This is a genomic window from Nocardioides sp. (assembly GCF_016462705.1).
Taxonomy (GTDB): domain Bacteria; phylum Actinomycetota; class Actinomycetes; order Propionibacteriales; family Nocardioidaceae; genus Nocardioides.
Genome location: NZ_JAEMSS010000077.1, coordinates 1 through 19,456, shown reverse-complemented (window position 1 = coordinate 19,456; position 19,456 = coordinate 1). Strand labels below are relative to the sequence as shown.

Annotated in this window: 16 protein-coding genes; 4 read left to right on the top strand and 12 right to left on the bottom strand. The window is 71.1% G+C overall.

What is annotated here, in order from left to right; translation table 11 throughout:
* Positions 1–532, top strand: a 532-nt coding sequence (locus tag JHD21_RS11465) for a calcium-binding protein (RefSeq protein WP_292675042.1), incomplete at its 5' end; no start/stop codon positions are given.
* Here the strand turns inward: JHD21_RS11465 and JHD21_RS11460 are convergent.
* The 3 genes from JHD21_RS11460 to JHD21_RS11450 all read right to left on the bottom strand — a co-directional run bounded on the left by JHD21_RS11460 (position 529) and on the right by JHD21_RS11450 (position 2,156).
* Positions 529–1,401, bottom strand: a complete 873-nt coding sequence (locus JHD21_RS11460; RefSeq protein WP_292675039.1) for a TIGR03619 family F420-dependent LLM class oxidoreductase — start codon at positions 1,399–1,401, stop codon at positions 529–531. The two genes, JHD21_RS11465 and JHD21_RS11460, sit on opposite strands and share 4 nt — an antisense overlap.
* Positions 1,402–1,469: 68 nt before the next feature.
* Entirely contained in the window at positions 1,470–1,610 is a 141-nt protein-coding gene (locus JHD21_RS11455; protein WP_292675037.1) for a GPGG-motif small membrane protein, read from the bottom strand.
* A 96-nt stretch (positions 1,611–1,706) separates the two neighbouring features.
* Entirely contained in the window at positions 1,707–2,156 is a 450-nt protein-coding gene (locus tag JHD21_RS11450; RefSeq protein ID WP_292675035.1) for a DUF5709 domain-containing protein, read from the bottom strand.
* 65 nt (positions 2,157–2,221) lie between these two features.
* Between JHD21_RS11450 and JHD21_RS11445 the strand changes: the two genes are divergently transcribed.
* The 3 genes from JHD21_RS11445 to JHD21_RS11435 all read left to right on the top strand — a co-directional run bounded on the left by JHD21_RS11445 (position 2,222) and on the right by JHD21_RS11435 (position 6,049).
* The gene (locus tag JHD21_RS11445) at positions 2,222–3,610 is read left to right on the top strand and encodes an FGGY family carbohydrate kinase (protein WP_292675030.1); all 1,389 of its coding nucleotides are present in this window, start codon (positions 2,222–2,224) and stop codon (positions 3,608–3,610) included.
* Positions 3,611–3,685: 75 nt separating this feature from the next.
* Entirely contained in the window at positions 3,686–4,852 is a 1,167-nt protein-coding gene (gene xylA, locus JHD21_RS11440; RefSeq protein ID WP_292675027.1) for a xylose isomerase, read from the top strand.
* A gap of 6 nt (positions 4,853–4,858) precedes the next feature.
* On the top strand, positions 4,859–6,049 hold the full coding sequence (locus tag JHD21_RS11435; RefSeq protein ID WP_292675025.1) for an ROK family transcriptional regulator: 1,191 nt from the start codon (positions 4,859–4,861) through the stop codon (positions 6,047–6,049).
* A 44-nt stretch (positions 6,050–6,093) separates the two neighbouring features.
* Here JHD21_RS11435 and JHD21_RS11430 read toward each other — a convergent pair whose 3' ends face one another.
* From JHD21_RS11430 to JHD21_RS11390, 9 genes are all read right to left on the bottom strand, one after another.
* A complete protein-coding gene (locus tag JHD21_RS11430) occupies positions 6,094–7,320 on the bottom strand; it encodes an ROK family transcriptional regulator (protein WP_292675023.1) in 1,227 nt (408 codons plus the stop codon).
* Positions 7,321–7,339: 19 nt separating this feature from the next.
* A complete protein-coding gene (locus JHD21_RS11425) occupies positions 7,340–8,626 on the bottom strand; it encodes an ABC transporter permease (protein WP_292675020.1) in 1,287 nt (428 codons plus the stop codon).
* An 11-nt stretch (positions 8,627–8,637) separates the two neighbouring features.
* Positions 8,638–9,414 carry an ATP-binding cassette domain-containing protein gene (locus JHD21_RS11420; protein WP_292675018.1) on the bottom strand — a complete coding sequence of 259 codons (777 nt, stop codon included), beginning with the start codon at positions 9,412–9,414 and terminating at the stop codon, positions 8,638–8,640.
* Positions 9,415–9,534: 120 nt separating this feature from the next.
* A complete protein-coding gene (locus JHD21_RS11415) occupies positions 9,535–10,635 on the bottom strand; it encodes a substrate-binding domain-containing protein (RefSeq protein WP_292675016.1) in 1,101 nt (366 codons plus the stop codon).
* 215 nt (positions 10,636–10,850) lie between these two features.
* Entirely contained in the window at positions 10,851–13,406 is a 2,556-nt protein-coding gene (locus JHD21_RS11410) for a bifunctional FO biosynthesis protein CofGH (RefSeq protein WP_292675013.1), read from the bottom strand.
* 73 nt (positions 13,407–13,479) lie between these two features.
* Complete coding sequence (locus JHD21_RS11405) at positions 13,480–15,624, bottom strand: MMPL family transporter (protein WP_292675010.1); 2,145 nt, start codon at positions 15,622–15,624, stop codon at positions 13,480–13,482.
* A gap of 169 nt (positions 15,625–15,793) precedes the next feature.
* A complete protein-coding gene (locus JHD21_RS11400; RefSeq protein ID WP_292675007.1) occupies positions 15,794–16,942 on the bottom strand; it encodes an acyl-CoA dehydrogenase family protein in 1,149 nt (382 codons plus the stop codon).
* Positions 16,935–17,891 (bottom strand): oxygenase MpaB family protein, encoded by a 957-nt coding sequence (locus JHD21_RS11395; RefSeq protein ID WP_292675004.1) that lies wholly within the window; start codon positions 17,889–17,891, stop codon positions 16,935–16,937. The genes JHD21_RS11400 and JHD21_RS11395 overlap by 8 nt, the downstream gene beginning before the upstream one ends.
* Positions 17,888–18,919, bottom strand: a complete 1,032-nt coding sequence (locus JHD21_RS11390) for an LLM class F420-dependent oxidoreductase (RefSeq protein WP_292675000.1) — start codon at positions 18,917–18,919, stop codon at positions 17,888–17,890. Before JHD21_RS11390 ends, JHD21_RS11395 begins: the two co-directional genes overlap by 4 nt.
* Between the last annotated feature and the right edge of the window lie 537 nt (positions 18,920–19,456).

Below are 19,456 nucleotides of genomic sequence, written 5' to 3'. Positions count from 1 at the left end.
CCTCGGTGCCGGCAACGACAGGGCGTCCGGTGGGGGTGGCAACGACAAGGTCCGCGGCGGGCGCGGCAACGACGTCGCCGACGGCGGCCCCGGTGACGACGTGCTGCTCCTCAACGACGGGCGCGACCACGCGATCGGCGGTGCCGGGGACGACGTCATCACGACGACGGGCGACGGTGACTGGCTCGAGGGCGGCGACGGCGACGACAAGGTGGCGGGTGGTGACGACGACGACATGGTCGACGGCGGTGCCGGCGACGACGACATCAACGGCGGCGAGGGCAACGACCAGATCTCGGACGGGGCCGGCGACGACCTGGTCGTCGCCGACGACGGCGACGACGCCATCACGCTCGGCCCCGGCAAGGACGTCGTGTTCGGCGAGGGTGGCGACAACCGGGTGATGGCCACCAGCGACGGGGCGGTGGACGTCATCCACTGCGGCCCCGGCTCGGCGGACCGCGTGGTCTACGCCGGCGAGATCGACCCGCTGGACGTCCTCGACGGCTGCGAGTCGGTGACCGTCGGCTAGCTCCTGCCGGCCAACGGGTCGATGACCTCCTCGGCGAACCGGGTCATCCCCTCGAGCTTCTGCTCCAGCGTGGCGTCGCCGCCGAAGTAGTACATCCACGGCATCGTCATGCAGTCGGTGACGCCCCCCTCCTCGGCCCGCGCGAAGTGCTCTGGCAGCCAGGCGTCGGTGACGGCCACGAAGACGGAGAAGTCGCCGGTGGCGCCGGCCCGCTCCCGCACCTCGGCCAGGCGCCTGGCCCAGCCGATGGCCTCGTCGGTCTTGTACATGTCGCCGACCCAGCCGTCGTGCCTGGCCGCGCGGGCGAAGGCGATCTCGGAGAGCCCGCCGACGTAGATCGGGATCGGCGCACTCGGGGTGGGCTCCATGACCATCCGCGGGGCGTCGTAGTACTGCCCGTGGAACTCGGTCCAGCCCGGCTGCCACAGCTCCTTCATCAGGGCCAGGCCCTCGTCGGTCCGCTTGCCCCGGGTCCGGAAGCTCTGCTCGAGCAGCTCGAACTCGTCCTCCTGCCAGCCGATGCCGACGCCGAGCGCCACCCGGTTGCCCGAGATGACGGCGGCCGTGCCGACCGACTTGGCGACCTGGAACGGGCTGCGGACCGCCGGGACGTAGACGGTCGAGACGAAGCGCAGCCGTTCCGTCACCGTGGAGAGGGCCCCCGCCATGACCCACGGGTCCGGCCAGTGCGCGTCGAAGCCCCAGCGCCGCTTGCCGTCGGGCGTGTAGGGGTACGGCGTGCGCAACGTCTCGAGGTCGACGACGTGGTCGGGCATGGCCAGGCTGTCGTAGCCCAGGGCGTCGGCCGCCTTGGCGATGTCGACCAGCTGGTCGGTCGGCAGGTAGGCCGTGCTGATCGAGAAGCGCACGGCGACATGCTACGGCCCGCACTAGAACGTGTTCTAGTGCGGGCCGTGCGGGTCGCCTGACCGTCGGGTCAGTCGAAGATGAACCACCCGCCGGGCCCGACAGCGCAGGCCGCGATGATGAGGACGATCCCCCACAGGACGTCGCCCTGGACGAGCCGCACCACGCCGAACACCGCCAGGATGATGGCCAGGATCGCAAAGATGATCATGTCGTACTCCTCTCGCATCCGCGGGGTACGCGGATGTTCCCTCCCCCCAAGACCCGGGTCTCCGGGCCAAGACTGTGTGCCTGCCGCCAGGAGCGGTCAGTAGCGGTCGTCATCGGGGATGACGTGCACGGCTGCCTCCTCGGCGGAGGCGGCGGCACCGTCGATCCCGACGTCCATGCCGATCAGGTCCTTCTCGGTGTCCTCGCCCAGGCCCTCGTCGGGGTCCACCAGGCGCCCGGCGCGCTCGGCGCCGACCTCACCGTCGTCGAGGTCCTCGTCGTCGGCGTGCGCCTCGGCGTCGACGTACGGGTCCGGCTCCGGGTCCTCCTGGGCGATCCGCTGCTCCAGCGTCTCCCCGAGCGCCTCCTCGTACGGTGTGTTGCCGAACCCCTGGCCGGCGGAGTAGCGCTCCGGCGGCGAGTAGCCGCGGTCCAGCTCGTCCTCGACGTCCGGGTCGCCGAGGTCCTCGAGGTTGGACGGCTGGTCCTCGTCGTCGACGCTGTAGTCGCCGTAGATCTCGCCGTCGGCGGGGTCACTGTTCGTCACGGCCGCAAGGTACCCGGGACCAGGGGTGGTTGACATTAGTTCGGGACTCGTACTTATTATGGCTCATGACCACCGTGCTGGGGGTGGACTCGTCCACCCAGTCGACCAAGGCCCTGCTGGTCGACGCGGCGGACGGCACGGTGCTCGAGCGCCGCAGTGCCCCGCACCCGTCCGGCACCGAGGTGGACCCGCGCGCCTGGCGGGACGCGTTCGACGCCAGCGCCGGCGGCCTCCTGCCGCGGGCCGGGGCCCTCGGGGTCGCCGGCCAGCAGCACGGCATGGTCGCCCGGGACGAGGCGGGGGAGCCGGTCCGGGACGCGCTGCTCTGGAACGACACCCGGTCCGCGGAGGCGGCCGCGGAGCTGATCGCCGAGCACGGTGGGCCCCAGGCCTGCGCCGAGGCCGTCGGGAGCGTGCTGGTGGCGTCGTTCACCGTCACCAAGCTCCGCTGGCTGCGTGACCACGAGCCCGAGGCCGCCGCCCGGGTCGCCGACGTGCTCCTGCCCCACGACTACGTCTCCCTGCACGCCTGCGTCGACGGGACCGCTCCCTTCACCGACCGTGGCGATGCCTCCGGGACCGGCTACTTCTCCACCGCGACGGGCGCGTGGCGCCCCGACCTGGCCGCCGCCGCGATCGGCCACGAGATCGCGCTGCCCCACGTCGTGGCGCCGGGCGCGGTCGCCGGCGAGACCGCCGGTGGCGCGCTCGTGAGCGCCGGCACCGGCGACAACATGGGTGCCGCCCTGGGACTCTCCCTCGAGCCGGGCGACGTGGTCCTCTCGGTCGGCACGTCCGGCGTGGCCTCGTCGGTGAGCGCCACCCGGGTCGCCGACGGGACCGGCGTCGTCACCGGGTTCGCGAACGCGACCGGCGGGTTCCTGCCCATGGTGGTGACCATGAACGCCGCCGGCATCCTGGACCTGCAGTCGGCCCTGCTCGGCGTCGACCACGACGGGCTCTCCACGCTCGCCCTGGCCGCGCCGGCCGGTGCCAACGGCGTGACCCTGCTGCCCTACTACGGCGGCGAGCGGACGCCCAACCGTCCGCACGCGGTCGGCACCTGGACCGGGCTGTCGGCGGCCACGACCCGCGCCGACCTCGCGCGCGCGGCGTTCGAGGCGCTGCTCTGCTCGTTGGCGGACGCGGTCGACGAGCTGGTCCGCCACACCGGACAGGAACCGCGCCGTCTCCTCATGATCGGCGGGGCGACGGCCAGCCCGGCCCTGCGCGCCCTGGCCCCCACGATCCTCGCCCGCCCGGTCACCTTCCTGCCGGCGGGGGAGTACGTCGCCCTCGGGGCCGCCCGGCAGGCAGCCTGGGCGCTGTCGGGCGAGCCGGACCCGCCCGCGTGGCCGCTGCCCGACGGCGAGACCGTCGAGTCCCCACCGGCGCCCGGCGTCCGCGAGCGCTACACCGAGCTGCGCGACCGCACCGAGTCCTGGCACCCCTGAGCACGCACCTCCGAGCACGCACCTTCGAGCAGACCTTCCAGTCCGACCCGCAACACCCTCACGAGAGGCACGCAGATGACCATCGAGATTCCCACTCCCACCCCCGAGGACAAGTTCTCCTTCGGCATGTGGACCGTCGGCTGGCAGGGCGTCGACCCGTTCGGTGGCGCGACCAGGCCGCCCATGGACACCGTCCACGCCCTGGAGAAGCTCGCCGAGCTCGGCGCCTACGGCGTCAACTTCCACGACGACGACGTCATCCCCTTCGGCAGCGACGACGCCACCCGCGACCGGATCATCGACCGGTTCAAGAAGGGCCTGGCCGACACCGGCCTGGTGGTCACCACCGCGACGACCAACCTGTTCAGCCACCCGGTGTTCAAGGCCGGCGCCTTCACCAACAACAACCGCGAGATCCGCCGGTTCGCGCTGCGCAAGGTGATGCGCAACATCGACCTCGCCGCCGACCTCGGTGCCCGCGTCTACGTCGCGTGGGGTGGCCGCGAAGGCGCCGAGTACGGCGCATCGCAGGACACCGCCGTGGCGCTGGACCGGATGAAGGAGGCCTTCGACATCCTCAGCGAGTACGTCGTCGACCACGACTACGACCTCCGCTTCGCGATCGAGCCGAAGCCCAACGAGCCGCGCGGCGACATCCTGCTGCCGACGATCGGCCACGCGCTCGCCTTCATCAACGAGCTCGAGCGGCCGGAGATGGTGGGTGTCAACCCCGAGATCGGTCACGAGGAGATGGCCGGGATGAACGCCGCCGCCGGCTACGCGCAGGCGCTCTGGTCCGGCAAGCTGTTCCACATCGACCTCAACGGCCAGAACGGCCCGAAGTTCGACCAGGACCTGCGCTTCGGGGCCGGCAACGTGCGGGGCGCCTTCTGGGTGGTCGACACGCTCCTGTCGGGGGGCTACGACGGCCCGGTGCACTTCGACTACAAGCCCGCCCGGGTCGAGGACGAGGAGGGCGTCTGGGTCAGCGCCGCGGCCAACATGCGCAACTACCTGATCCTGCGGGAGAAGGTGCAGGCGTTCCGCGCCGACCCCGAGGTGCACGCGGCCCTGGAGGCGGCCCGGCTGCCCGAGCTCGCCCAGCCGACGCTCGACGCCGGCGAGGGCTGGCAGCAGCTGCTCGACTGGCCGCTGCCGGACCCCGAGGCGCTCGCCGCGCACGGCGCCGCGACCGAGCGTCTCGACCAGCTCGCCCTCGAGCACCTCTACGGCGTGCGCTGAGCGGCCGTGGTCTCGCAGGTCCAGGCCGAGCCCGCCAGCACCGAGCGGCTCCGGCGGCAGAACGTCTCGCTGGTGCTGCGCAGCCTGCGCCGGGAAGGCCCGGCCACCCGGACCGAGCTCGCCCAGCGCACCGGGCTCGCCAAGGCGACCGTCGGCGTGATCGTGGCGGACCTCGAGGGCGCCCGGGCCGTGGTCGAGGAGGAGTCCCGCTCCGGGGCGCGGGGACGGCCGGGCCGGCCGGTCGCGCTCCGGGGGGACCGGTTCCTCGCCCTGGGCCTCGAGATCAACGTCGACTACGTCGCCGCCGTCGTCCTCGACCTGGCTGGTGAGATCCGGCTGGTCGAGACCCGCCCGACGCCGATCGAGGTCCTCGGCCGCGAGCAGGCCCTCCTCGACCTCGTGGAGGAGGTCGTCGTGCCGGCCCTGGCCGGCCGGGTGCTGGTCGGCGCGACGCTGGCCGTCCCCGGGCTGGTCCGCGGCGACAACCGCACCGTCGCGTGGGCGCCCAACGTCTCGCTGCGGGGGGAGTCGTTGGTCCAGCGGCTCGACCGCGTGCTGGGCGGGCGCTGCCGGATCCGGGTCAGCAACGACGCCAACTGCGCGGCGTACGCCGAGACGCACCACGGTGCCGCGACCGACAGCCAGCACGTGCTCTACCTGACCGGCACCGTCGGCATCGGGGCGGGCATCGTGGAGGGCGGCCAGCTGGTCCGCGGGGCCACGGGTTTCGCCGGCGAGGTCGGGCACATGCCGGTGGGGGACCCGGAGGCGCTCTGCGGTTGCGGCCGGCGAGGCTGCTGGGAGGCGTCGATCGGCCTGCACGCCATGCTCGACGCGGTGGGCATGAGCGAGCTGGCCACCCCGCTGGACACCTCGCGGGCGGTCGCGACCAGGGCCCTGGCCGATGCCAGGGTCCGGGCGGGGCTCGCCCGACTCGGTCACGACGTGGGGCTCGGCCTCACCGTGCTGGCCACCGTGCTCGACCCGGCCGTCGTGGTGCTGGGCGGCTACTTCGTGCCGCTCGGCGACCTGGTCCTCGAGCCGGCCCGCAGGACGCTCGACGAACGGCTGGTGTCGGACGTCCAGCGCCGGCCCGACCTCCGGCCCGGCGCGCTCGGCATCCAGGCGGCCGCGCTGGGTGCCGCCGAGTGGTCCTTCGGGGACCTGTTCGCGGGGGAGCTCGACCTGGCCGGATGAGCTTCACCGGCCAGCCGGTGAAGCTCCCGCCGCCGATGCCCGCCTCAACCGGCCAGCCGGGACCGTACGTCGACCAGTGCGGTGCCCAGGGCGGCGACCGGGTCGACGAAGAGCGGCTCGAAGGCGATCTCGGCCGCTCCGAACAGCACCGAGTCGTCAGCGAGACCGGGCAGCGACAGGGTCACCGACTCGAGAGGAGCCGGGAGGGCCCGCTCGGCCAGGCCGCGGTTGACCTCGGCTCCGACGAGTGTGTAGAGCGCGCGGAAGTAGCCGCCGAGCACGACCATCTGCGGGTTGAAGGCGTTGACGATGCTGGCCAGACCCGAGCCGAGGTGCCCGCCGATGACCCGGAGCTCCTTGGTCGGCTCGGTGAAGCTGTCCAGGACCTCGCCCAGCTGGGGCACCTTGTCCTCGGGGCAGCGGATCGCGGCGGCGATGGCGTGCGCCCCGACCTCGGTCTCCCAGCAGCCGCGGTTGCCGCAGTGGCACGGCTTGCCGGCCGGGTTGAAGCGCAGGTGGCCGACCTCGCCGGCGTAGCCTCCGGCGCCCTCGAGCCGGCGCCCCGCGGAGATGACCCCGGCGCCGACGCCGACGTTGCCGGACACGTAGATCAGGTCGTCCACTCCCACCCCGACCCCGCGCTCGTGCTCGGCGAGGGCACCGAGGTCGGCGTCGTTGGCGAGCGAGATGGGGACGTCGAGGCCCAGGGCGGCGAGGACGATCGAGCCGAACGAGACGTCGTGCCACTCCAGGTTGGGAGCCAGCCGCACCAGGCCGTCGCTGCGCCGGATGAGACCCGGGACGCTGATCCCGATGCCGACCAGCGGTGCCGAGGCTGGTGCGTCCTCGACGACGCCGCGGATCAGCGTCGCCACGGAGGACCCGACCTGCCAGGCCTCGGCGACGCCCTCGATCGGCGCCCGGTTGCGCTGCTGGACGGTGCCACCCAGCCCGATCCGAGCCACCGACACCCGGTCGACGCCGAGGTCGACCGCGATCACGTACGGTCCCTGGTCGGTCAGGGCCACCCCGGCCGAGGGACGGCCGGCGCCCCGCCGACCGCCGGCAGGCACGCCCCGCTCGATGACGCCCAGCGACTCCAGCTCACCGACCAGGCCGGCGATGGTGCTGCGGTTGAGCCCCATGACGCTGGTGAGCTCGGCCCGGGACACCTGCTCGGCACGGTGGACGTGCCGGAGCAGGGTGCCCAGGTTGTGGCGGCGGACGGCTTCCTGGTTGGTGCCTGTGCCCGCGCGTCGGTCGGTGGCCATCGGGCTCCCGGCGCTCGGCCTAGACCCCGGCCGCGGAACGGCGGCGGCGCGAGATCGCGTCGACGCTCGCGGCGAGGAGGAGGACGCCACCGGTCACGACGGAGTTGATCCAGCTCGCCTGGTTGAGCAGGCCGAGGCCGTTGGTGATCGTCGCGATGACCAGGCCGCCGACGATGGCGTCGATGGCGCGGCCCTTGCCGCCGAACAGGCTGGTCCCACCGATGACTGCCGCGCCCACCGCGTAGAGGAGGGTGTTGCCGCCACCGGATCCGGGTGAGATCTTCCCGGTGTTGGCCGCCAGCAGGAGGCCGCTGATCACCGCCATCGTCGTGCAGGCGATGAAGGCGGAGGTGCGGATCCGGGTCACGTTGATGCCGGCCCGGCGGGCAGCCTCGGCATTGCCCCCGACGGCGTAGAGGTGCCGGCCGTAGCGGGTGCGGGTCAGGATGAAGGTCCACAGGATCAGGAGTGCCATCACCACGATGAGCATCCGCGGCACGCCCTCGATCGGGAAGTTGGGGTTGCGGCTGCGGTTCTGGTTCATGAACAGGACCAGGCCGAGCAGGACGACGGCCATCACGCCGATGCGCAGGAGCACCAGGCTCAGCGGGGGGTGCTGCAGCCCCTGGGTGACCTGGGTCCGGTAGGTGCGCAGCGACAGCAGGGCGAACGCCGCCACGATGACGGCCGCGCCGACCAGGCCGACGACCGGGTCGAGGTTCTTGATCGCCAGGTCGCGCAGGGGCTGGTCGCTGAACCGCACCGAGCCGCCCTGGCCGATGAACTTGAGCATCACGCCCTGGAGGCCCAGGAAGAAGGCCAGGGTCACCACGAACGACGGGATGCCGAGCCGGGCGACGAGGAGCCCGATGACCAGGCCGATCACGATGCCGACGACCAGGGCTCCGACCGTCGCCACCGGCCAGCTCTGCCCGTGGTCGACCATCAGCAGGCCGGCCGCCATGGCGCCGGTGCTCCCTGCCACACCGGCGGACAGGTCGATCTCGCCGAGGAGCAGGACCGGCACGAGGCCGAGTGCGAGGACGCAGATCGGGCCGGCCTGGGTGACCAGGTTCGCCAGGTTGAGGTTGGTGGTGAAGGTGTCGCTGGCGAAGCTGAAGAAGATCATCAGCACCACCAGGCCGAGGATCGCCGGCAGTGATCCCATGTCGCCGCCGCGGACGCGGGCGACGTAGGCCTGGAAGGCCCCGCCCAGGGAGACGGTGTGCACGGCATCGCCGGAGAAGGCGCTGACGGCGGTGGTCGCGCCCCCGGCGTCCGGCTGGTCGTTGGTCTCGACGGTCATGTCGTTCCCTCTCAGACGCTCGCGGTGGCGGGGTTCTCGGAGATGCCGAGCTCGCCGGAGCGGCCGGCCGTGATCAGCTCGACGACCTGGCCGTGGGTCAGGTCCTTGGCAGGGACGTCGGCGGCCACCCGTCCGAGGTAGAGCGCCGTGATCCGGTCGGCGACCTCGAAGACGTCGGTCATGTTGTGGGAGATCAGGACGACCCCGAGGCCGCGGTCGGCGAGCCGACGCACCAGGTCGAGGACCTGACGGGTCTGCGCGACACCGAGGGCGGCGGTGGGCTCGTCGAGCAGCACGATCTTGGAGTTCCAGAGGACGGCCTTGGCGATCGCCACGGTCTGGCGTTGCCCACCGGAGAGGCTGGCCACGGTCTGCCGCACCGAGTTGACGGTGCGGACCGACAAGGACGTCAGCGTCTCCCGGGCCCGGGACTCCATGTCCGGCTCGTCGAGGGTGCCGCGGCGCAGCTGCTCGCGGCCCAGGAACATGTTCTGGACGATGTCGAGGTTGTCGCACAGCGCGAGGTCCTGGTAGACGACCTCGACGCCGAGCGCCGCGACGTCCCGCGGGCCGTGGACCTCGACCGGCTGGCCGTCGAAGTAGTAGTCACCGGTGTCGCGGCCGTAGATGCCGGCGATGATCTTGACCAGGGTGGACTTGCCGGCGCCGTTGTCGCCGACCAGCGCGGTCACCTGACCTGGGTAGACGGCGAAGTCGACGTCGTGGAGGACGTGCACGACGCCGAAGCTCTTGTTGATTCCGCGCAGCTCGAGGAGGGGCTGGCTCATCGGGACTCCTTGTGGCCGGGATTTGGTTGTTCGGATGAACGAAAGGCGCCCGGGCCGGGTGGATCCCCGACCCGGGCGCCCCGCGTTATCTGCGTTCGATCTGCGGTCAGTCTCCTACGGTCAGGAGATCCCGGCCTCGGCACACAGGGCGGCGTACTCGCCCGTGCACACGTCCGCAGCGGTCTGGCCACCGTCGTCGATCACGTCCTTGACGTTGTCCTTGGTGATCGAGACCGGCTCCAGCAGGATCGACGGGACGTCGCGCCCGCCCTCGCTGTCCTCGGTCGTGCCGGTGGTCTCGGCCTCCTCGCCGTTGACCAGCGCGATCGCCGCGTCGGCGAGCGCTCCGGCCTCGAGCTTGGCGGACTTGTAGACCGTCATGCACTGGGTGCCGGCGAGGACGTTCTGCAGGCCCTCGACCGTCGCGTCCTGACCGGTCACCGGCACCTGGCCGGCGAGACCGTTCTCCTCGAGGACCGAGATGACCGAGCCGCCGAGGCCGTCGTTCGCGGCGAGCACGCCGTCGACCTTGCCGTCGGCCTGGGTGAAGAGCTGCTCGAAGATGGTCACGGCCTGCTCGTTGTCCCAGTCCGGGACCGCCTGCTCACCGACCACGGTGTAGCTCGTGATCGGGTCGAGGACGCTGTGCGCACCAGCCGAGAACAACGTCGCGTTGTTGTCGGTCGGCGAGCCGTTGAGGTAGACGATGTTGGCTGGCTTGTCGCCGAGGCAGTCCGCGAGACCCTGGCCCTGCAGCTCACCGACGACTGTGTTGTCGAACGACACGTAGTAGTCCGCCGAACCACCGAGGGTCAGCCGGTCGTAGTCGATCGTCTTGACGCCCTGTGCGGCCGCCTCCTCCTGGATCGCGGCGCCCGACTCGGAGTCGAGGTTGACGATCGCGAGGACGGTCACGCCGTCGGCGATCATGCCGTCGGCGATGGTGCCCATCTTCTCGGCGTCGCCCTCGGCGTTCTGGATTGTGTACTCGACACCGGCGGCCTCGAAGGCCTTCTCGAGCTCCGGGCGGTCCGCGGACTCCCAGCGGACCGAGGACTCGGTGTCGGGAAGGATGACGCCGACCTTGCCCTCGACGCTGGTGCCGGTGTCGCCACCGTCGCCGTTGTCGGAGCCGCCGCCGTCCTCGTCGTCACCACACGCGGTGAGCGTCAGGGCGAACCCCAGCATCCCCACCACGGCCAAGCTGAATTTGCGCTGCACGCGAACCGCCTCCTGTGCTTCCGGTGCCGGCAACCACCCCGGCATAAGTTGTTCGAGACAACATATGGTGTGATGACGGTCATGTAAATGGGCCTTACGTCCTGTCACCGATTCGTTACCGCTGCGGCTCTGCGAGGCACGAGCAGAGGTGCCAGCACTGGTGGTCGAGCAGCGACCGCGACCCGCAGCGTTGGCCGGGACCGGTCTCGAGCCGACTACCGCGCGCCGTACAACGTGGTGCGCTCGCGCACCGGCCGGCCGATGCCGGCACCGATCTCGACGAGCTCGGCGACGGTCTTGGCCGAGCCGTGCTCCGAGCCGGCCATCCGGGAGATCGTCTCCTCCATGAGGGTGCCGCCGACGTCGTTGGCACCGGCCCGGAGCATCGCCCGGGTGCCGTCGACGCCGAGCTTGACCCAGCTGGTCTGGATGTTGGGGATGCGGCCGTGCAGCAGGATCCGGGCCATCGCGTGCACCGCGAGGTTGTCGCGCATTGTCGGTCCGGGCCGGGCGACGCCGGCGAGGTAGATCGGCGCGCTGGTGTGGACGAACGGCAGCGGCACGAACTCGGTGAACCCGCCGACCCCTCGTTCCAGCGCAGTGTCCTGGACTCGGCTGAGGACACGCAGGTGGCTCACCCAGTGGCGGGGGTTGTCGACGTGGCCGTACATCATCGTGCTCGTGGTCGGGATGCCGACCTGGTGGGCGGTCGTGACGACCTCGACCCAGGTACGGGTCGGGAGCTTGCCCTTGGTCAGGATCCAGCGGACCTCGTCGTCGAGGATCTCCGCGGCGGTCCCCGGCAGGGACCCGAGCCCGGCCTCGCGGGCCTTGATCAGGAAGTCCTCGATCGAGAGCCCGGTGCGGGCCGTGCCGTTGACGACTTCCATCGGGCTGAACGCGTGGACATGCATCTCCGGGACCCGTGCCTTCACGGCGGTCACCAGGTCGAAGTAGGCGGTGGCGGGCAGCTCGGGGTCGATCCCGCCCTGCATGCAGACCTCGGTCGCGCCGAGGTCCCAGGCCTCCTGGGCGCGGTCGGCGACCTCGTCGAGGGACAGCGAGTAGGCGTCCGCGTCGGTCCGCCGCTGGGCGAACGCGCAGAACCGGCAGCCGACGTAGCAGACGTTGGTGAAGTTGATGTTGCGGTTGACGACGTAGGTGACGTCGTCCCCGACGGTCTCCCGGCGCAGGTCGTCGGCCAGCCGGACCACCTGCTCCAGCAGCTCGCCCTCGGCCGTCATCAGCGTCAGCGCGTGCTCGTCGGACAGGTTGCCGGGGTCCTTCTCGGCGGCCTGCAGCGCGGACAGTCCCTGACTGTCGGCACGCCCGGGCCGCGGGTCGGCGTGCCGAACGTCCGGCACTATCCCGTCGGCGGCCTCCTGGACCGAGTCCCAGTCGCCGTAGACGTCGGCGAAGTCGGACCGGCGGTCGTCGGTACGGCCTTCGCTGTCGACGGCGGCGAAGAGGTCCGTCCGGCCGACAGAGGCGAAGCCGCCGTCGGGCTCCTGCCACGGCAGACCGGTGGGGCGTACGCCGGGCCGGGCGAGCCCGTCGTCGCTCGCCAGCGCGGCGACGTGGGCGGAGATCCTCGGGTCGAGCCAGGGCTCGCCCTGGCGGACGTACTCGGGGTGGACCGTCAGCCGGGCGGCCAGCTCGAAGCCGCACTCGGCGGTGATCGCCCGCAGCCGCTCCAGCGAGGGCCAGGGCCGCTCGGGGTTGACGTGGTCCGGGGTCAGCGGGGAGACCCCGCCCCAGTCGTCGACGCCGGCCTCGAGCAGGGCCCGGCACTCGGCCAGGTCGACCAGGTTGGGTGGCGCCTGGACGCGTGTCTTGGGTCCGAGCACCAGCCGGGTGACCGCGATCGCCGCGCGGTACTCGTCCAGGTCCAGGTCGTCGGAGTGGCGCATCGCGGTATCCGGCTTCGCCCGGAAGTTCTGGACGATGACCTCCTGCACCGCCGAGTAGCGGCGCGCGGTGGCACGCAGCGCGAAGATCGTCTCGGCGCGTTCCTCGAGCGTCTCGCCGATGCCGACCAGGATCCCGGTGGTGAACGGGATCGACAGCCGGCCGGCGTCCTCGAGCACCCGCAGCCGGACCTCCGGGTCCTTGTCCGGGGAGCCGAAGTGCGCCTCGCCCTTGGTCTCGTAGAGCCGCCGCGAGGTGGTCTCGAGCATCATCCCCATCGAGGGCGAGACCGGCTTGAGCCGGTTCATCTCCTCCCACGACATGACGCCGGGGTTGAGGTGGGGGAGCAGGCCGGTCTCCTCCAGCACCCGGATCGCCATCGCCCGGACGTAGGCCAGGGTCGAGTCGTAGCCCTTCTCGTCGAGCCACTGCCGAGCCTCGGGCCAGCGGTCCTCGGGCCGGTCGCCGAGGGTGAACAGCGCCTCCAGGCAGCCCAGTGCGGCGCCCTGCCGGGCGATGTCCAGGATCTCGTCGGGCGAGAGGTAGGGCTCGCGGCCCTCGCGCGCGGCCTGGCCCGGGGTCTCGACGAAGGTGCAGTAGTGGCACCGGTCCCGGCACAGCTTGGTCACCGGGATGAAGACCTTGGGCGAGTACGTCACCACGCCCCGCCCGTCGACCCGCCGGCCGGCCGCGACCAGACCGGCGTCGCGGACCTGCGCGGCCGCGGCGGTCAACCGGTCGAGATCGGCGCCGGTGGCCGCCAGGAGGGCGGTCGCCTCGGCGACGTCGAGCGCGGCGCCCCGCTCCGCGCGGGCCAGCGCCCGGCGGACCTGCTGGGGTGTCACCCCGGTGTCGCTGACCATCGTGGTCACGGTAACGAGGAGCGGGCCGGGGGGATTCCCCGGCCCGCTGGGTGGAACGTGTTCCAAGCCTCGGTCAGACCGACGCAGGCTCCTTCGCCGACGTCGACGGCCCGGGATCCACCGTGTGACCGTTGCGGTCGAGGTTGGACGGCCACCAGATCTTGCCGCCCAGGTCGAGGTTGAGCGCGGTGACCAGCACCGACCGGACGATCATGGTGTCGAGCAGCACGCCCAGTGCCACGGCCACGCCCAGCTCGGCCAGGAACACCAGCGGGAGCGACCCCAGCACCAGGAAGGTCGCGGCCAGCACGACCCCCGCCGAGGTGATCACCCCACCGGTGGAGCCCAGGGCGATCAGCGAGCCCTTGCGAGTGCCGAAGTTGGCCGTCTCCTCGCGGACCCGGGTCATCAGGAAGATGTTGTAGTCGATCCCCAGTGCCACCAGGAAGACGAAGGCGAACAGCGGGAAGCCTGGGTCGGCCCCGGCGAAGCCGAAGACGTACTCGAACAAGAGCGAGGACAGGCCGAGGGCCGCTCCGAACGACAGGATGACCGTCCCCATCAGCAGCAGCGGCGCGACCAGGGCTCGGAGCAGCCCGACCAGGATCAGGAACACCACGACCAGCACGATCGGGATGATCACCTTGTTGTCCCGGATCGAGGCGACCTTGGTGTCGAGGTAGAACGCCGATCCACCACCGACGAGGGCGTCCGCCCCGTCGACGTCGTGCACCGCGTCCCGGGTGGCCTCCACGATGTCGAAGGCTGCCGTCGAGGAGATGTCCTCGCTGATCGTGGCCTCGAAGTAGGACCGGCCGTTGCCGATCTCCTGTGCAGGCGTCGGCGCGCCGAGGCCGTCGACACCCGCGATCGCCTCCTGCACCGCGTCGAGCTGGTCGGTGTCGGCCACGATCTGCGCGGTGTTGGAGTTGTCCTGCAGGCCGTGCTCCACGAGCACCTTCTGGCCCTTGATGGAGTCGAACTCTTTGGTGTAGGTGTCCTCCGTCGACAGGCCGTCCGCGTCCAGGGCGAGCAGCCCGAGCGAGGCGACGGCGAGCAGGACGGCGGTCACGACCCAGACCTTCCGCGGACCCGTGGCCATCCGGTCGCCGATCCGGGCCCAGAAGCCGGTGGTGTTGGGCTCGCGGGAGCCGAACGCCGGCCGCTTGGGCCAGAACATCCACCGGCCGAAGATGACGAGAAGGGCCGGCAGCAGCGTCAGCATGACCAGGCAGGTGACCGCGATGCCGATGGCGTTGACCGGGCCCAGGCCCGCGGTCGAGTTGAGCTCGGCGAAGGACAGGCACAGCATGCCGACGGCCACGGTCGCCGCGCTCGCGAAGAGGGCCGGCGCCGCGCGGTGCAGCGCGAAGGCCATCGCCTCGTGCCGATCGTCGTGCCGGCGCAGCTCCTCCCGGTAGCGGGCCACCAGGAGCAGCGCGTAGTCGGTGCCGGCGCCGATCACCAGGATGCCGAGAATGGCCTGGCTCTGGCCGTTGACGGTCAGGCCGGCGTTCTTGGCGAGCAGGTAGACGACACCGCCGGACACCGAGTAGGCGACGACGACGCTGAAGATCGGCAGCAGCCACAGGATCGGGCTGCGGTAGGTGAACAGCAGGATCACGATGACGACGAGCAGGGTGATCATGATCAGGGTCGTGTCGATGCCCTCGAACGCCTCGGCGGAGTCGGCCGCCTGGCCGCCGAACCCGGCGAGGTGCACCTCGACTCCGTCGATGTCGGCGATGTCGCGAATCTCGTCGGCGGCGTCGGGGATGGCGTTCCAGCCCTCGTCGCCGAAGTTGAGGACGAACGAGCTGATCGCGACCTCGCCGTCCTCGGAGAGGAGCTGGAACGGCAGGTCGGGGATCTGGGCCGCCGCGGCAGGGGTCAGCACCCCGTCATCGGTCACGCCCTCGACCTGCGCGAGCTCCTGGCCCTGCTCCTCGATGGCGGCCAGGTCGGACTCGGTGAGTCCGCCCTCACGGCTGTAGACCACGAGGGTGGGGATGTCGTTGGGGTCGACCGTCTCGGAGATCTCGTCGAGGACCTTGGTCGACTCGGCCGACCCGGGGAGCCAGGAGGAGGCCTCGTTGTCCTGGACGTCGATCAGCTTGGAGCTCAGCGAACCGAGGACGGCGAAGAGCACGAGCCAGGCGAGCAGCACGAGCCACTTGGTCACGCGTCCGGTCAGCTTGCCAGCGATCTGTCGATGCATGGGGTCACTCCATCAGAAGGCGGGGACAGTCGGCATCGGGGTTTTCCCCGAGATGCCCGGACTGACCGGACGACTCCGGCCAACTCATCGACACCATGCGAGACCGGACTGTGACAGCGCGATCCCTGGTCTAGACCCCTGGCCGCAATGCCACGGCAGATGGCCCTAGTCAGACGCCGAGCATCCTCCCGATGATCTCCTTCTGGATCTCGGTCGTGCCGCCGTAGATGGTCTGGATCCGGCTGTCGAGGAACGCCTTGGCGATCGGGTACTCGAGCATGTAGCCGTAGCCGCCGAAGAGCTGGACGCCGCGGTCGACGAGCTTGGTCTGGAGCTCCGTGGTCCACCACTTCGCCATCGAGGCCAGCGAGGTGTCGACCTCACCGGCGTTCAGCTTGGTCACGCAGTCGTTGACGAACACCCGGGCGATGTGGACCTCGGTCGCCATCTCGGCGAGCAGGAAGCGGTTGTGCTGGAAGGACCCGATCGGCTTGCCGAAGGCCTGGCGCTCCTTGGCGTAGGCCAGGCAGAGGTCGAGCACGTGCTCGCACGCCGCCACGGCGATCGCCGCGATGGACACCCGCTCCTGCGGGAGGTTCTCCATCAGCGAGATGAAACCGGAGCCCTCGGCGCCGAGCAGGTTCTCCTTGGGCACCACGACGTTGTCGAAGAACAGCTCGGCGGTGTCCTGGGCCTTGAGGCCGACCTTGTCGAGGTTGCGGCCGCGCTCGAAGCCCTCCATCCCGCGCTCGACCACGAGCAGGCTGATGCCCTGGTGGCCGGCGTCGGGGTTGGTGCGGGCGACCACGACGACCAGGTCGCTCATGATCCCGTTGCTGATGAAGGTCTTGGACCCGTTGAGGACGTAGTGGTCGCCCTTGTCGACCGCGCTGGTCCGGATGCCCTGGAGGTCCGAGCCGGCGCCGGGCTCGGTCATCGCGATCGCCGAGATCAGCTCGCCGCTGACCAGGCCGGGGAGCCAGCGCTGCTTCTGCTCGGGGGTGCCCAGGTGGCTGATGTAGGGGACGATCACGTCGTTGTGCACCGGGAACCCGAGCCCGCTCGCCCCGGCCCGGGTGACCTCCTCGATCAGGACCATGTTGTAGCGGAAGTCCTTGATGCCGGCGCCGCCGTACTCCTCGTCGACGTCGAAGCACAGGAGTCCCGTCTCGCCGGCCTTGAGCCAGACCTCGCGGCTCACCTGGCCGTCCTTCTCCCACTGCTCGTGGTGGGGGACGACCTCCTTCTCCATGAAGGCGCGGGCGGTCCTGCGGAAGTCCTCGTGCTCCTGCTCGTAGATCGAGGGACGGTCAGGCAACGGAGTGCTCCTTGGTGTCGGACTGCTGGGTGGTCTGCTGGGTGGTCTGCTGGGTGGTCTGCTGCTTGTTGAGCTCGTCGAGCATCTTGCTCGGGCCGACCTGGTCGAGCCGGTAGCCGTCGGGGTAGGTCGGGTGGACCCGCTCGTACGGCGCGGTGCGTGGCGTGGCGAGGTGGCGGAGCACCCGGGCGCGGGCGCGCAGCCCGAGGTCGACGCCGGCGACCAGCGCCCGCGGCTGCCTCGGCATGCCGAGCGCCTCGCGGAGCGGCTCGTCCATGAGGGCGATGGTGACCCGGCGGAAGCCGAGGCGCAGGTACCACGGGGCGGTCTGCCGGCCGATCCGGATCGTGGCCTCGGTGACCCGGGTGTTGGCCGGGTCGTGGGCGAAGTGCTCGCGCTCGTAGTCGACCAGCAGCCGGAGGTAGCCGTCGTAGGTGTCGGGCAGCCCGGTGATGTTCATCAGCTCGCCGAACCTGGTGGTGAAGCGGGTGAGGGCGACGAGCTCGACGGGGTCGAGCCGCCGCCACCCGTACTTCTCGATCCAGCGCACCGGGCCGACCAGGGTGGTGGCCAGGACGTACTGGAACTCGTGGTTGGGGATGGCGTAGTGCCCGTGGATCCGGTTGAGCCGCTCGGTGGCCGCCTTGGCGCGCGGGGAGTCGATGCCGTCGGCGATCGCCTCCTCCTGGAAGATCAGCGTGTCGTCGTACCGCTTGATGCCGTCGCCCTCGAACTGCTTGGTGCGGTCCAGCAGCCGGGCGATCGACGGGACGCCGTAGTCGCGCAGGAACGCGATCGCCGTGCCCTGGTCGAGGTCCCACGGGAAGTCGTGGCGCCCGGTGAGCGTGACGATCCGGTCGCGGTCCGCGTCGTCGTACGGGTCGAGCGTGCGGATCTCGGCGAGGTTGTCGAACCGGCCCCGCCTCGCCACGCGCACGCCGAGTCTCACGACACCCAGTCCTTGACCTGTCCGACCAGGCCCGCGGGGTCGTCGCCGACCGGGACGATCGAGAGGTGGCTGACCCCGGCCTCCTCGAAGGCGGCGATCCGCTCCTTGACGTACGACGCGGGGCCGACCAGGTTGCTCTGCTCGATCCACTCCATCGGGACCAGCGCCTCGGCCTCCTTCTTCTTGCCGTCGAGGTAGAGGTCCTGGATCTCCTTGGCCTCCTTCTCGTAGCCGTACTGGCAGGCGAGCTCGTTGTAGAAGTTCTTGCCCCGGGCGCCCATCCCGCCGACGTAGAGGGCGTACATCGGGCGCAGGAAGTCGAGCAGCCCCGTGACGTCGTCGCCGACGGCGAGCATCCCGCCCGCGCTGATCTGCAGGGGACCGAGCTCCGCGGGGCGCTTGGCGGCACCGGCGTCGAGGGCGTCACCCCACACGTCACGGGCCTTCTCCGGGACGAACATGATCGGCAGCCAGCCGTCGGCGAGCTCGGCGGTCATCTCGACGTTCTTGTCGCCCAGCGAGGCGATCCAGATCGGGATGGTGTCGCGCTCGGGCCTGGTGAGGATCTTGAGGGGCTTGCCCAGGCCGAGGCCCTTGCCCTCCGAGAGGGGGATGTCGAAGAACGAGGTGTGCGACTCCAACGGCTCGCGCTTGAGACCGGACCGGACCAGCCGGATGACCTCGCGGGTCCGGCCGAGCGGCTTGTCGTAGGGCATCCCGTGGAAGCCCTCGATGACCTGCGGCCCGGAGGCCCCGAGCCCGAGCACCGCCCGGCCCGCGGAGACGTTGTCGAGGCCGGCGGCGGTCTGGAGGATCGCGCCGGGGGTCCGGGAGAAGACGTTGATGATGCCCGCGGCGATCTCGAGCCGCTCGGTCTTGGCGGCCAGGTAGCCCATCAGCGTGGGCGAGTCGAAGCCGTAGGCCTCGGCGACCCAGACCATGTCGAGGCCCGCCTTCTCGAGCTCGACCACCTGGTCTGCGGTGGCGCGCGGGTTGCCGTCGTACTGGAGGGGGTAGGAGAGCTGCACCCACCCACTGTGACAGTTTCACTGTCACGGTTGCAAGGGAGGGTGGCGCTTTGCTGCGGGAGAGCGCGCCAGCGCCGTCTCGAGGCCTCGTACGCGGTGGCTGGGGACCTGACCCCGTGATGCGGTGGCCCGTTCCTGGTGCTGGGGTGGCCCGGTCCTGGTGCTGGGGTGGCGGCCGCGCGCGTACCAGCCCGGCTCCCGCCGTCAAGGATGCTTCGCACCGCTTCGCGGCGGCCTTCGGCCGTCCTTGACCGCGGGTCCCTACCGGGCTGGTAGGCGGCGCGCTCAACGACGCGGGCTCCGCCCGCGCCGCCGCATGCGCGGCCGCCAACTTCGTGCTCGCGACGCAGTTCAGCCCAGGCAGCCACAGCTCCAGGCTCAGCCGCGACCCGGGCAACGCGAACTGTGTCGCGAGCGGTTCCCGGCCACGCCTGCGAGTCCCACTAGCGTGCGATCTGCACCCACCAGGTGCATGGGATCCACACGCCAAGTCCCGACCGGCCCACCACCCGCAGACGGTGGTGGTGCCCGCGCATG

Coding starts and splice junctions, on each gene's coding strand:
- JHD21_RS11405 (WP_292675010.1), bottom strand. CDS start 15,624: ATGCATCGACAGATCGCTGGCAAGCTGACCGGACGCGTGACCAAGTGG.
- JHD21_RS11410 (WP_292675013.1), bottom strand. CDS start 13,406: ATGGTCAGCGACACCGGGGTGACACCCCAGCAGGTCCGCCGGGCGCTG.
- JHD21_RS11455 (WP_292675037.1), bottom strand. CDS start 1,610: ATGATCATCTTTGCGATCCTGGCCATCATCCTGGCGGTGTTCGGCGTG.
- JHD21_RS11430 (WP_292675023.1), bottom strand. CDS start 7,320: ATGGCCACCGACCGACGCGCGGGCACAGGCACCAACCAGGAAGCCGTC.
- JHD21_RS11445 (WP_292675030.1), top strand. CDS start 2,222: ATGACCACCGTGCTGGGGGTGGACTCGTCCACCCAGTCGACCAAGGCC.
- JHD21_RS11425 (WP_292675020.1), bottom strand. CDS start 8,626: ATGACCGTCGAGACCAACGACCAGCCGGACGCCGGGGGCGCGACCACC.
- JHD21_RS11420 (WP_292675018.1), bottom strand. CDS start 9,414: ATGAGCCAGCCCCTCCTCGAGCTGCGCGGAATCAACAAGAGCTTCGGC.
- xylA (WP_292675027.1), top strand. CDS start 3,686: ATGACCATCGAGATTCCCACTCCCACCCCCGAGGACAAGTTCTCCTTC.